The sequence below is a fragment of the Chloroflexota bacterium genome (assembly GCA_020161265.1).
Taxonomy (GTDB): Bacteria; Chloroflexota; Chloroflexia; order Chloroflexales; family Herpetosiphonaceae; genus Herpetosiphon.
The window spans coordinates 39,932-53,138 of the sequence record JAIUOC010000003.1 but is presented as its reverse complement, the minus strand read 5'-3'; the positions used below and the strand labels follow the sequence as shown (position 1 = coordinate 53,138).

Here is a 13,207-nt window from a genome sequence, read left to right as displayed (position 1 = left end):
TCAATCATGAGCATTAAATCAATTGGTATCTTGATTTTCAACGATGCCGAGGAACTGGATTTTATCGGGCCGCTCGAAGTGTTTGGCATGGCAAGCAATTGGGTTGATCTCACAATTCACACGGTTGCTGAACAAACCCAAACGGTCAAAGCTCGTTATGGCCTGAAAATCCAGTCCGATTATAGTTTTGCCGATGCCCCAGCATTTGATGTGGTTTTAGTGCCAGGTGGGATTGGCGCACGCACCCATGCCCGTCACAACAACTTAATTCTCGATTATTTACGCCAACAACAGCAACGTGGCTGGGTTGTTTCAGTGTGCACAGGCGCGTTGGTACTCGCTTCGGCAGGCTTGCTCGATGGCAAACAGGCCACCACCCACTACACCGCACTGGATCTCTTGGCCGAAAATAGCCAGATTACTGTTGAACGCCAACAACGCTATACTATCACGCCACCAATCGCCACCTCGGCAGGGGTTTCGGCAGGCATCGATTTGGCGCTAGCCTTGTTGGAAACGTGGTTTAGCCCCGAACTACGCGCCCAAGTCGCCGAACGAATCGAATGGCGCTAACATCGCTCCAGCTTGGCTAGTTGAGAAACTTTATGTCAAATATTAATCAGCGGCGCATTCAATGGCTCTATTGGCTTTTGGCCTTGCCTGCGCTAGCTTTTTTTGTGCTCTTTTTTGGTGTGCCACTCTGGGCGATTATGCAACGGGCGTTTGCCGAAAAAGGCCTTGGCTCGGCAATTCAAACCGTATTCAGCAATCGCAGTTTGCTGCAAGTTGTGGCTTGGAGCGCCTGGCAAGCGACGCTTTCAACCCTGTTAACCTTGCTTTTGGGCGTGCCAACTGCCTATATTTTGGCTCATTATCGATTTCCGGGGCGGGCATTGCTGCGCTCGCTGATTGCCGTGCCGTTTGTGCTGCCAACCGTTGTGGTGGCTTTGGCCTTTCGGTCACTCTTGGGTGAGCGTGGTTTGATCAATCGCTGGTTGGTGGCTTGGTTGGAGTTGACCCAGCCGCCGTTGGAGCTTGAGCAAAGCCTTGGCATGATTTTAATTGCCCATGTTTTTTTCAATTTGACCGTGGTGGTACGTTTGCTGACAGCCTATTGGAGCAACCACGATCCACGATTAGAGGCTTCGGCTCAGGTTTTGGGTGCGCCGCGCTGGCGAGTTTGGCTCGAAGTGACCTTACCTTTGGCAATGCCCGCCTTATTGGCAGCAGCATTATTGGTGTTTACCTTCACGTTTTCGGCCTTTGGCACAGTGCTGTTATTGGGCAGCAGCCAGCAACGCACAATCGAAGTTGAAATTTATGATCAAGCGATTCATCAATTTAACTTGCCTGTCGCTGCAACCCTCTCGCTCTTGCAAATTCTCACCAGTTTGGGCTTGACCTTGGCTTATACGCGGCTGGTTCGGCGCAGCAGCGTGCCCCAAGAAGCCCAAGGATTGCCCTTGCGTCGCGCACGAACCTGGCCAAGTCGCGTGGCGGTTGGCGCGGTCATGCTGCTTACGAGTAGTTTAATCGTGCTGCCGCTAGCAAGTTTGGTATTGGGAGCAATGCGGATCGAAGGCCAGTGGAGCCTTGAGTATTTTCGCATGCTAGGGGTTAATCAGCGTGGTAGTTATGCCTATGTACCGCCAACCCAAGCCATGCTCAACTCATTGCGCTATGCGGGCATTACCACGATCTTGGCGTTAATTTTTGGTTTGCCCTGCGCCTATCTATTGGCCCAACCCCAAGGCCGCTTGAGCCGCTTGCTCGATGGTGTGTTGATGCTCCCCTTGGGCACATCGGCAGTAACAGTCGGCTTAGGCTATATTATCGCTTTTCGTTCATATGCATTTTGGGGTTGGGAAACACCCGATCTGCGCCGTTGGTCAGGTTTGTTGCCGCTTGCTCACACCCTGTTAGCCTTGCCGTTTGTGATTCGCACCATGGTGCCAGCCTTGCGCCGTTTAAACCCACAGTTGCGCGAAGCAGCTCGAATGTTGGGTGCAAAACCATGGCAGGCTTGGCGTGAAGTTGATTTGGGCTTGCTGCTGCCAAGCATCATGGCCGCAGGCTTATTTGCCTTTACTGTATCGTTGGGCGATTTTGGCGCAGCCTTGGTGGTGAGCGTAACCAGCCCAGCCACCGCCACCATGCCAGTCGTGATCTTTCGCTTTTTAGGCCAACCAGGGGCCAGCAACTATGGCCAAGCCTTAGCAATGAGCAGCCTTTTGATGGGCATAACCTTCATAAGTTTTCTGCTTTTAGAGCAATTTCGCGACCAAACGAGCGAATGGTGATCGCTAGACAGCATAGAGTATAATAGCAATGGAATCAGTTGGCTTGGCTAAGGAAGTTTGCATGAAACGCGGGTCGGTACGCCGTACAATGATCACGATTGCAGCGATCATTTTGAGCTTAATGACCGGATTAAATATCATCGGGGTTGTTGAGCGTAGCATGCTCAATAATGATATTGAATATGTGATTGATTTAGAAGATGCCGAACGTTTAGCTCGCGAAATTAGCCTCTATACTCAATATCAAGCCCATGCACTCGATGCCTATGCCTTAGGTGAAGTCGAGGAGCGTGAACACTATACCCGTTATCGCCAAGCCTTCGATGACAAACGCCTAGAGCTTGAACAATTCTTCAAGAACATACAGCCGAACCCAGAAACCAAAATCGCCTTCGAAAATGTCCAAAAACTCAGCACCGACTACCAAGATGCCGGTGTTGCCTACCTCGCTCAAATCGATCTACGTTTGCAAGAATCAGCGCCAACTCGCTCGGCGGCTGAACTTTACGCATGGGAAGTACTCGACGAACGCGCCGATCAACTCGACGAGGCCACCCAAGTGCTATCCGATATCATTGATGATCAATCTGAAGCACTTGAAACGACAATTACCAAGCAAAATGGCCGCATGATTGTGGCGCTGACTGGACGCAGCTTGGCCATATTTGTGTTGCTCATTCTGTTTGTCTACTATCTGCTGGGGCGGGTTGGCGGCCAATTCAAGTTGGTGCGCGATGGAGCACAGCGCTTTGCTGATGGCGATTTTACCACCGATATTCCAATTCGCCGTTATGATGAAGTAGGTCGCCTCGCCGCGATGTTCAATACCATGGCCCAAACGATTCGTGGCCAAATCGAACGGCTTGAGCAAGCCAAAGATCATGCCCAACGCTTGCAATTTGTGGCCGAAGAAGCCAATCGCGCCAAAAGTAATTTCTTGGCCAATATGAGCCACGAATTGCGCACCCCACTTAATGCGATCATCGGCTATAGCGAAATTCTCCAAGAAGAATGTGAAGACCTCGGCCAAACCGCGATGATCGAAGATCTCGATCGGATTCGGCTCTCAGGGCGACATCTACTGACCTTGATCAACGATATTTTGGATTTGGCCAAGATTGAATCGGGCAAGGTTGAGATTTTGCCTGAGGAAATTTCGCTGCCCCAACTGCTGCATGATGTGCGCTCAACCGTCGATCCCATGATCATCAAAAATGAAAATCGCTTGGTGATCGAATCAGCAGCTGGTTTGCTGACGATGATTAGCGATGAGACCCGTTTACGCCAGATTTTGGTCAATTTGCTGAGCAACGCGGCGAAATTCACTGAGCATGGCCGCATCACCCTACGCGTCCAACCAAGCGAGGAAGCAGGTTGGATCGATTTCAGCGTGCATGATAATGGTATTGGCATGAGCAACGCCCAATTATCACGCTTGTTTCAGCCATTTACCCAAGCCGATGCCTCGACCACCCGTAAATATGGCGGCACTGGGCTGGGGTTGGCCTTAAGTCGGCGCTTGGCTCAATTGCTCGGCGGCGATATTCGGGTACAAAGTGAATTGGGAGTTGGCTCAACCTTCAGCGTGCACCTACCACAATCAGTCATCGATATGGCTCCAGTTTCATTGTTTGATGAAGCGCCGATTATCATCAGCGATGCCAACAACAACCAACCCAAAGTGCTAATTATCGACGATGATCGTAATGTCCACCACCTGCTTTCACGCACGCTCAAGCGCGAGGGCTGGAGCGTACTCAGTGCATTTGATGGTGAAGATGGCTTAGCGATGGTGCGCAATCATCATCCAACGGCAATTTTGCTCGATGTGTTGTTGCCAGGCCATGTCAATGGTTGGGAGATTTTAGCCGAAATCAAGGCCGACCCCAAAATTGCGGCAATTCCGGTGATTATGCATACGATTGTGGCCGAACCAAACCAAGGGGTTTCGTTTGGGGTTTATGATTATTTGATTAAGCCCGTTGATCGCGGCCAATTGCTGCGCACGCTGCGTAGTTGTATCGACCCGCAAAATGCTAAAACCCAATTGGTTTTGGTGGTCGATGATGATCAGGATAGTCGGGCGATGCTGCGACGCATGCTCGAAGGCGCTGGATGGAAAGTCTATGAGGCTGCCAACGGGCGCGAAGCCTTGGGCGCATTGCATAGCCGCCCATTTGGCGCGATGATTCTCGATCTCATGATGCCCGAAATGGATGGGTTTGAAACGATCGCGGCCTTGCAAGAGCTTGAGCAATTCCGCGATTTGCCGATTATTGTGGTTTCGGCCAAAGAACTCACCGAAGCTGAGCGGCAACAGCTTGAAGAGACCGTTGAACGGGTGGTCAGTAAGGGGAATGTGCGGCGTGAAGAGATTTTGGCGTTGGTGCGCGAGCAAGTTCGGCGGCGAGTCGAGCAACCGCCTACAACCACGTAAATTGCTCAAATTTGGTTTACGCTTGGCATTGCTGGCAATTTTAGGTCTGTTACTGGTCAATGGTTGGGTGCGCTGGGCAACTGCCAATTATCGTTTTGCTGATGTGGCGAGCATTCCAAGCCAACAAGTTGCAATCGTATTTGGGGCTGGTATTCGCTACAATCAACCAAGTGCCGCCCTACGTGAGCGGCTTGATGGTGCAATTCAGCTCTATCAAGCAGGCCGCGTCCAGCATTTGCTCATGAGCGGCGATAATAGCCAAACCAACTACGATGAAGTAAGCGTGATGCGTGATTATGCGATCGCCCACGGCATACCAGCCAGCGCCATCACCCGTGATTATGCTGGTTTTAGCACTTACGAAACTTGTTACCGCGCCAAAGCCATTTTCGGCGTAAATCAAGCAATCCTGGTTACCCAAGATTACCATCTACCTCGGGCAATTTATACTTGTCGTGAATTGGGTGTGGCCGCGATTGGCCTGAGCATCCCCGATTGGAATTTCAAGCCAGAGCAAAGCACGACCTATTATCCACCAGCAACCCAAATCCGCTACACCACCCGCGAATGGCTGGCCCGTTGCAAAGCCCTGTTTGAGGTTCACATCAGCCAGCCCCAACCAACCTTTTTGGGGCCAGCCGTTGGCCTAGGCGAAATCGCCAGCACCCAAAAGTGAACCAGCAACCGCCAAAATCATTCCAATCTCAGCGGTTGCTGCTGCATGCTACTCAACCGTCGTTGGTTCAGTTTGCGCAATAAACGGCAATTCAACCACGGTAGCCTGCTGCTCACCAATAGTCAATTCGCTACCAAGCTCGTGGCCAGTACGCACATAGCCCAAACCAATGTACTGATTCAAGGCTGGCGACCAAACCACGCTGGTCAATGTGCCAGCATCTTGGCTATTTTTAGTCAGCGTTGCGGGTACTTCAACTGCGCCGCTTAGGCGTAAACCTTGCAGCTTTTTGGCCAAACGCCCGCGACTATCCATGCGGGCAATAATTTCTTGGCCGATATAACAACCTTTGTTGAAACTGACTGCATCCCACAAATTAGCTTCAAGCGGAATAAACTCCTCGTTGAGTTCATTCAGCGCCGGATAGCCAGCTTCGACCCGCAATGTGTGATACGTCGGACGGTCAAGTAAGGCAGCATTTGCATCATCGAAGGCTTCACACAATGCATCAGCCGCCGCAAGATCGGCAAAAATAGCCCAGCCCGCGCCGCGCATCGGACGAATTCGCGCTAAACGCACTGGACAGCCATCGATTTCAGCGCTGAGGTGTTGCCATAAACCAACGTGCTCCAAGCTTTGGCTGGTCAAGCGTTCGAGCATTGCGCTGGCTTGGCTGCCATACACCCGCATCTGATGGACGCTCTCGGTCACATCGCGTACTTTAAATTGGTCGCCATAAAACTTGTTACGGCCAAAATAGGTCGTTAATTGCGCCCCGCGATTAGCACTGGTAATCACCCAAATCGTATCATCATCAATTGCCAACACCGTAATTAAATCGATAATTCGCCCAATATTGGTGGTTAGCACAGTGATTTGGCCAGTGCCAGGCGCTAAATTGAGCACTGCATTGGTCGAAAGCCGATTGATTAAGACCAAACGGTCGCGACCAGTAATTTCGATACAACCAGCTGACGAGCGATCAAGATAAACTGCATGCTCGCTAGCGGCCCGATAGGCTTGTTCATTCATAATTGACAACCTCCTCTAGTTGCTGGCTGGTGGCTCGTTGGCTTGCTGCAACACATCAGCAAAGACTTCATAGGGTTGTGCGCCGACCACCAAGTAGCGCTTAGCAAACACACTCGCAGGCACGCCACTCAAACGGAGTTGCTGGGCTAAAGCAATATCTTCCTCAACCGCAGCATCATAGAGTGGATCAGCGAGAATGGCAGCGAGATTGCTGGCATCAAGCCCCACTGCTGCGGCGCACGCTGCTAAAACTGCTGGCTGGCTAATATCTTGGGCTTGCAACCAATAGGCCGAAAGTACGGCTTGGGCAAACGCATCGCCTTGGCCTTGTTGCTCAGCCCATTTGGCTGCTCGATGCGCCCAACGGCTATCGATGCCAAATGGCCCTTGATTAATATCCACGCCATATTGGGTTTTCGCCATTGCTACCATCGCTGGCGTTTTCTCAGCGATAAACTGGCGATATTGCGCATCGGGTGGCGGCGAGCCAAATGGCCGCAACTCAAAGGCATGCCAAGTTAATTGAATATCATGAGTTTCAGCCAAGCGTTTGAGGTTGGTTGAAACAAGAAAACAAAAGGGGCAAACAAAATCCGACCAGACATCGACACTAACCGACATGATCAAAATCCTTTCCGCGCAAGAACAACCGCCAAGCCCAAACAAGCTTGATTAACTGGCGGCCTTTTCAGTCTACCATGAGCCGCCGATTGTGGTAGACTAACCAAACACATGAGCTATTAAAGGTATCTTGGGCATGAAAATTCTTCACCTCGCAGATATTCACATTGGCATGGAAAATTATGGCCGAATCGATAGCACAACTGGCCTCAATACCCGCTTAATCGATTATCTTGATCGGTTTGCCGAGGCTTTGCAGATTGGCATCGAGCATGATGTTGATTTGGTGCTGATTGCTGGCGATATTTACAAAAACCGCACGCCCAACCCAACCCATCAACGTGAATTTGCTCGTCGCCTGCGCAGTGTGCTCGATCGTGGCATTCCAGTATTTATGTTGGTTGGCAATCACGATGTTTCAGCCGCCGCAGGCAAGGCTCATTCGGTCGAAATTTTCGATACCCTCGCCATCGACGGGGTAACAATTGCCGATCGGCTTGGGATTCATACGATCGAAACTCGCGCAGGTAGCATTCAAATTGTGGCCGTGCCATGGATCAGCCGCCACGCCATTTTGACCAAAGATGATATTCGTGAATTGCCATTTGCTGAACTCGAAGCTGAATTGTTGCGGCGGGTCGGGGCTTGGCTCGAACAAGTGCCTGAGCGGTTGCGCGGCGATTTACCAGCAATTTTGACCTTTCATGGCACTGTTTCTAATGCCACGTATGGCGCTGAACGCTCGGTGATGCTAGGCAACGATCTGATTCTGCCGCCATCACTTTTGGCCCAGCCAGGCATTCAATATGTGGCCTTGGGCCATATTCACCGCTATCAAGTGCTCAGCGAAAATCCCCCAATGATCTACCCAGGCTCAATTGAGCGCATCGATTTTAGCGAGGAATCCGAGCAAAAACAGGTGGTAATTGTTGAAATTGAAAATAATTGGGAAGATGCCAGCTATCAGCCCATTGCGGTACACCCGCGCCCATTCGTTACGATTAAAGTTGATGTAACTGGCAGCAGCGACCCCATGGAGCGAGTGGCCCAAGCAATTAGTAAGCGTGATTTGAATGGCGCGGTGGTGCGTTTGTTAATTAGTGCAGCTGCTGAGCAACGCCCACAACTTGATGAAACAGAACTGCGACGCTTGCTCGAAGCAGCCGAAACCCATGTGATCGCCAGCATTGCGATTGAGGCCCAACGCAGCGAACGCACTCGCTATGCTGCGGTTGCCAGCGAATTGAATGAAGGATTAACCCCGCGCCGTGCCCTCGAAATTTATCTTGAAAGCAGCAATATCAGCGCCGCCCGCCGCGAACAGATGCTCAAAGCCGCCGATGCCTTGATTAAAGCCGAACAAGCGCTTGAGCAAGGATGAAAGTCAAAAGTCAGAAGGCAAAAATCAAAAAAGAGGCCTCAGGCTTTAATGCAGAGGCGCAGAGGGTGTGAGGGGTCAGGATTCAGGGGCGAGGGGTCAGCAGCTTGAAACACGCTGTATTAACCTGATCCCTGATCCCTCATCCCTCGTCCTTCGTGTCCTTCGTGGATCAAAAATCAACTTCGTGTGCTTCGTGGTTTCAAACTTAGGCAGGAACAAAATCTGCTATGCTAGCGTTGAATTTAGTAAGCACGTTGGCACAAGGCCAGCATGATTAAAGGAGTTTTACCGAATGCGTAAGGGATTTTTGCTGCTCGTTTTGACCTCCGTTTTAGCAGCATGCGGCACCGCAGAAAGCACACCGACCACCGTTCCTACGGCCACCGTTGCCGCAACTCCCACCAGCGATAGCGCGGCTTACCCCACCCCCGATCTTGCGCAAAGTGAGATTAATCCGATGCTGATCGAAAGTGTTGCGGTTTCGGTCAAAGAATCAATGCCGCCCCAAGTATCGGTTGAAATTAACGGCATGCTCAACGATGGTTGTACCGCCTTCCATGAAGCCAAACAATCGATCGACGGCAACACAATCAAAATTGAAGTCACAACAATTCGGCCTAAAGATGCCATGTGTAACCAACAGATCTCGCCATTTAGCACCATTATTCAAATCGAGGGCGAGCTAAAGCCAGGTGAATATACGATTTTAGTCAATGATGTCGCCGAAGCGCTTAAATTGTAAACTTGCAGATAGCTTATTATGCAGCGGGGAGCTTTGGCTCTCCGCATTTGGTTTAATTTGAATGTTATTGAGGCTCGGAAAAATGGTAGATCCGACGTAGTTGTTGGACGAAATTACGGCTCCATGGCCAGCTAAATAGCACTGGATACAACATACACAACTCTTTCACGCGAGTTCAATCGTTGCGCAAGCCCAAATCAGGTTTTTTGCAACATCCACCGGCGCTTTGGGCTTGCTTAGGTTAACTGTACCAATTGCCTATGAAAAAGTTATGGAGAATGAGTGAACGTTTTTAACCGATTTTGGCAATTTGGGCTTGCCGAGTAGCAGTCAAGGTTGTAAGGTAGAGCGATATCAGCAATGGGGCTGATCTAGAAAGGGCTGCTGTTATGATTGTTGACCTCTCGACCCGCTTGGATTGTGCCGCCAGCACCGCAATTGAGCATGTAACAACTTCGCGTCTCTTAGAATATGTTGCCAAGCCTTTGGTGACCTTCGTGCCCAAACAACCCAACCAATTGCCTGATGTTTGGCGCGATGGCACCTATTGGGTCGAATTGCGCTTGTTTGGGGTGATTCCGGTTGGCAAGCAGGCAATTGTGATCTCGCACCCCCAGCAACATCCCTTTACTTTACGCGATAATGGCCATAGCCCACTCATCAAACGCTGGGATCACACGATCGAGGTCGCGGTCGAAGGCACAAGCACGCGCTATCGAGATCATGTGGTGGTTGAGGCGGGCTGGCTCACTCCATTGATCTGGCTGTTTGCTCAGGTGTTTTATCGTCATCGTCAGCGCCGTTGGCGACGCTTGGCAGCAAGGCATTTTCGCTATGAGTAATCCACTGCTTGATCAAACCAATCCGGTGGTGCAATTGTGCGTCACTGGAACCCAAGCCGAAATGCACGATCAGATTGGCCCAGCCCAAGCGGCCTATCAACAAGCTTGGGCTGCCGCCCAAACAGCGTTAGATCGCTGTATCGCGGCGCATTATTGTGCACGGCATCAACCCCTTGCCACGATGCTCGAATGGAATCAAATCGCCCTTGAACAGGCACAGTTGGTGGAATCAAGCGCAATTAGCGAATTTCTGCCTTCGCTCTATTTAAATGTGGCTTGGTCGTATGAGCAAACCGCCCAGATCGACCAAGCCGTGGAGCACTATCAAGCGTGTTTAGCCAGTTTAGTTGCCTTGGCCGAAAGCCCTTATCGCACAATGATCAACAATAGTGCGCAGGCAGCCTTGCAACGGCTAGATCGGTAGCGTCCAATCGTAGCGCACTGCACCCAAACGCATCGCCGCCGTAATTCCAGTACAAACCAAGACTGCCAGCGCCTCAAAGCCGAGATAGGTACATAAGAGATAGCCGCAGGCTCCAACAAAGGCACAAGTAACATACAATTGGGTGCTGCGCTGAAACACCAGCGGAATTTCATTGCACAAAATATCGCGCAACATCCCGCCAACCGAAGCGGTGATCACGCCCATCAAAGCAGCAATAAACAGCGGCATCGAAGCTTCCAAGCCATAGGCCACCCCAACCGCTGTAAACAAGCCCAAACCAAACGCATCAGGAATCATAATCGCCTTTTCGGTCAAGGCGACCCAATCAGCCTTAGCCACAAAAAACGAGCCAATTGCCAAACCAAGCATCAACATTGGATAAATCGGCTGTTGTACCCAATAAAACGGGCGGCGATCGAGCAAAATATCCCGCACCGTTCCCCCACCAAACGTCGTCACAAAAGCCACCGTGTATACGCCAATTAAATCGAATGAACGGCGGCGAGCAGTAATAATGCCCGAAATGGCAAAGGCAATCGTGGCACAAATTTCAATAATCGAGAGTAGCGTTTGCACAACAACCTCTATGTTGATTTAGGTTAATACAAAACCGCGCCGAAAGCATCGGGCGCGGTTCATGTCGCGATTGTCTATCACTATACCATGAAGTTACGATCGGTCTATAGCTATTTAGGGCATGGTTGGGCTAGGCGGGTAGGCTCCATGGGCAGCTAAATATTCATCCTGCAACAAATCCATCACCAGATCATCATGCCAGCGGCCATTGCGAAAATTGATCTGGCGCAACCGCCCTGTGACTTGAAAGCCAACTTTGCTATAGACCCGCTGCGCCCGTTGGTTGTAATCGCGCACAGTCAATTGCAAACGGTGAAAATTCAGCTCGGCAAAAACATAACGCACAATTACATGCATTGCTTCGGTGCCATAGCCACAGTTCCAAAAATCTTTATCGAGCATAATCCCCAATTCGGCTGAGCGATTTTTTAATTGCGCCCCCCAAACATTGGTAAAGCCAATTAGCTGGCCAGTCTCGCTGAGTTCAATCGAAAAGCCCACATCGCTGCCACCATCACGAAACCAATGGTCAAACATCATCACATTGGTGGTTTCATGGCGTAACCGAATATCGCCATCGGTTTGCAGGGCCATAATTTCTGGGTCACCCCACCATTGATGAAAAATCGGCAGATCTTCTTGACCAACTGACCGCAGGGTCAAACGATTTGAGCTAAACATGGGGTATACTCCAGTGTAATTAAGCAGCGCTGATTGTAGCACGCTATCAGTAGTTTTGGGGTGAGAGGAATGATCATGCTCGATCTGAACCAAGTTGAGCAAGCCGCCATGCTCAGCCTTGCCCGCAACCCTCAAACCGACCCACAACAATTAATGGCGCTTGCTGAGTGGCTTAAACTGCAAGAAGGCGCTGATTCAGCTCAGCCTAGCACAAGTTTTGCTTACCTCAATAGCCAAGCACCGCAAGGCCCACTGGCAATTATCTTAGAACGCCGAACCTCGCCGCTGCTCGAAGCGCTAGTTGCCAACCCCAATCTTCCGCCCATGCTCGCTTTAGAATTTGCCGCCGATCTGCCCGCTGCGTTTTGGCGAATCCGGCATTGCCCACGTGGCTCCAATATGATCCTGAGTTTTTTAAGCGAATGGAGCCATTGCGCTGTTTGCAGTTTTTAAGCTGTTCGGCAATTCCCCAAGTTATTTTAGCGTCGATTCAAAGCATTAGCCCTGAAATTGCGCAAACCGTGCAACTGCATGTTGCTTCGAATCCTACGTTTGATGCCAATTGGTACGCCGACTATCAGCATTACAAACAACAAGTGGCCTTGCCCGATGCCACAGCAAGCACATTGTTACAAGAATTAATCGGCTTGAATGCGATCAATCAGCCAATGTTAGGCTGGCTACGCCAATCAACAGCCGAGCAGCAGCAAGCGCGCTTTAATCGAGCGGCAGCTATGCCACAGCCTGTGCTTGAGCCACAAACGCTTGACTTTACCCCAACATATCCAAGATTGCTCGAAGCGCCGCTAACCGAACGAGCTCAAGTAGCGCATTCCAATGATATTAAAGGCTTAGCAATTTTGGCTGAAGACGACGATCTTAGCATTCGATTACTGGTGGCCCAAAATCCAGCAACACCACGCACAGTCCATCAACTATTGGAGCTTGATGATTCGCAGCATGTGCGAGCGGCGCTAGCACGGAATCCCAACATTAGCCCAAAATTACTGCTGACGCTGGCGCGTGATTACACGTGGTCGGCAGTGCCAATTCGCCGAGCAGCAGCGCTCAACCCAGCCGCAACTCCCGAAATTCTAGAGCTGCTAGCGCAAGATCAGGCCTCGCTGATACGCCAAACGGTTGGGCAAAACCCGCAGGCCACAGCTGAAATTCTTGATCTTGCCCGCCAACGAGGATTAATCGAAGCCTTGTATGCGCTCGATCCATGGCTACATATGCTGGCGTTAGGTCACCCCGCGACACCGATTGAGCATCTGACGAAGGGCGTTCACTCGCCATGGTGGCAAGGACGAGCAGCTTTAGCCGAAAACCCAAGTTGCCCAAGTGACGTGCTCGAACAATTGACCAACGATGGCAATTGCTATGTCCAACGCTTGGCGCAAATGCAATTGAATGCTCGTTAAATAGCAACGAGCCGCGATTTTTCGATCGCGGCTCGTTGCAACAGATTTAG

14 protein-coding genes are annotated in these 13,207 nt (G+C 50.8%); 10 read left to right on the top strand and 4 right to left on the bottom strand.

Going from position 1 to position 13,207, the window contains the following annotated elements; translation table 11 throughout:
* Positions 1-6: 6 nt before the first annotated feature.
* The 4 genes from LCH85_07425 to LCH85_07410 all read left to right on the top strand — a co-directional run bounded on the left by LCH85_07425 (position 7) and on the right by LCH85_07410 (position 5,413).
* A complete protein-coding gene (locus LCH85_07425; GenBank protein ID MCA0351812.1) occupies positions 7-573 on the top strand; it encodes a DJ-1/PfpI family protein in 567 nt (188 codons plus the stop codon).
* A 32-nt stretch (positions 574-605) separates the two neighbouring features.
* On the top strand, positions 606-2,300 hold the full coding sequence (locus LCH85_07420; GenBank protein MCA0351811.1) for an iron ABC transporter permease: 1,695 nt from the start codon (positions 606-608) through the stop codon (positions 2,298-2,300).
* 61 nt (positions 2,301-2,361) lie between these two features.
* Positions 2,362-4,737 carry a response regulator gene (locus LCH85_07415; protein ID MCA0351810.1) on the top strand — a complete coding sequence of 792 codons (2,376 nt, stop codon included), beginning with the start codon at positions 2,362-2,364 and terminating at the stop codon, positions 4,735-4,737.
* Entirely contained in the window at positions 4,667-5,413 is a 747-nt protein-coding gene (locus tag LCH85_07410; protein MCA0351809.1) for a YdcF family protein, read from the top strand. The genes LCH85_07415 and LCH85_07410 overlap by 71 nt, the downstream gene beginning before the upstream one ends.
* A gap of 48 nt (positions 5,414-5,461) precedes the next feature.
* On the opposite strand, the gene LCH85_07405 is transcribed toward LCH85_07410, so the two are convergent.
* Positions 5,462-6,445 carry a glycine cleavage system protein T gene (locus tag LCH85_07405; protein ID MCA0351808.1) on the bottom strand — a complete coding sequence of 328 codons (984 nt, stop codon included), beginning with the start codon at positions 6,443-6,445 and terminating at the stop codon, positions 5,462-5,464.
* A 15-nt stretch (positions 6,446-6,460) separates the two neighbouring features.
* On the bottom strand, positions 6,461-7,066 hold the full coding sequence (locus tag LCH85_07400) for a DsbA family oxidoreductase (protein ID MCA0351807.1): 606 nt from the start codon (positions 7,064-7,066) through the stop codon (positions 6,461-6,463).
* A gap of 136 nt (positions 7,067-7,202) precedes the next feature.
* Between LCH85_07400 and LCH85_07395 the strand changes: the two genes are divergently transcribed.
* From LCH85_07395 to LCH85_07380, 4 genes are all read left to right on the top strand, one after another.
* Positions 7,203-8,447, top strand: a complete 1,245-nt coding sequence (locus tag LCH85_07395; GenBank protein MCA0351806.1) for an exonuclease SbcCD subunit D — start codon at positions 7,203-7,205, stop codon at positions 8,445-8,447.
* A gap of 292 nt (positions 8,448-8,739) precedes the next feature.
* Complete coding sequence (locus tag LCH85_07390; protein ID MCA0351805.1) at positions 8,740-9,189, top strand: hypothetical protein; 450 nt, start codon at positions 8,740-8,742, stop codon at positions 9,187-9,189.
* A 389-nt stretch (positions 9,190-9,578) separates the two neighbouring features.
* Complete coding sequence (locus tag LCH85_07385; protein MCA0351804.1) at positions 9,579-10,031, top strand: hypothetical protein; 453 nt, start codon at positions 9,579-9,581, stop codon at positions 10,029-10,031.
* On the top strand, positions 10,024-10,455 hold the full coding sequence (locus LCH85_07380) for a hypothetical protein (protein ID MCA0351803.1): 432 nt from the start codon (positions 10,024-10,026) through the stop codon (positions 10,453-10,455). Before LCH85_07385 ends, LCH85_07380 begins: the two co-directional genes overlap by 8 nt.
* On the opposite strand, the gene LCH85_07375 is transcribed toward LCH85_07380, so the two are convergent.
* Together LCH85_07375 and LCH85_07370 are read right to left on the bottom strand one after the other, a co-directional pair.
* Complete coding sequence (locus LCH85_07375) at positions 10,444-11,052, bottom strand: trimeric intracellular cation channel family protein (protein ID MCA0351802.1); 609 nt, start codon at positions 11,050-11,052, stop codon at positions 10,444-10,446. The genes LCH85_07380 and LCH85_07375 overlap by 12 nt on opposite strands.
* Before the next feature lie 114 nt (positions 11,053-11,166).
* Entirely contained in the window at positions 11,167-11,733 is a 567-nt protein-coding gene (locus tag LCH85_07370; GenBank protein MCA0351801.1) for a GNAT family N-acetyltransferase, read from the bottom strand.
* A gap of 75 nt (positions 11,734-11,808) precedes the next feature.
* Here LCH85_07370 and LCH85_07365 point away from each other — a divergent pair, with 75 nt between their 5' ends.
* Both LCH85_07365 and LCH85_07360 read left to right on the top strand, forming a co-directional pair.
* On the top strand, positions 11,809-12,186 hold the full coding sequence (locus tag LCH85_07365; GenBank protein ID MCA0351800.1) for a hypothetical protein: 378 nt from the start codon (positions 11,809-11,811) through the stop codon (positions 12,184-12,186).
* Positions 12,174-13,157 carry a hypothetical protein gene (locus LCH85_07360; GenBank protein ID MCA0351799.1) on the top strand — a complete coding sequence of 328 codons (984 nt, stop codon included), beginning with the start codon at positions 12,174-12,176 and terminating at the stop codon, positions 13,155-13,157. The genes LCH85_07365 and LCH85_07360 overlap by 13 nt, the downstream gene beginning before the upstream one ends.
* The last annotated feature ends 50 nt before the right edge of the window (positions 13,158-13,207 follow it).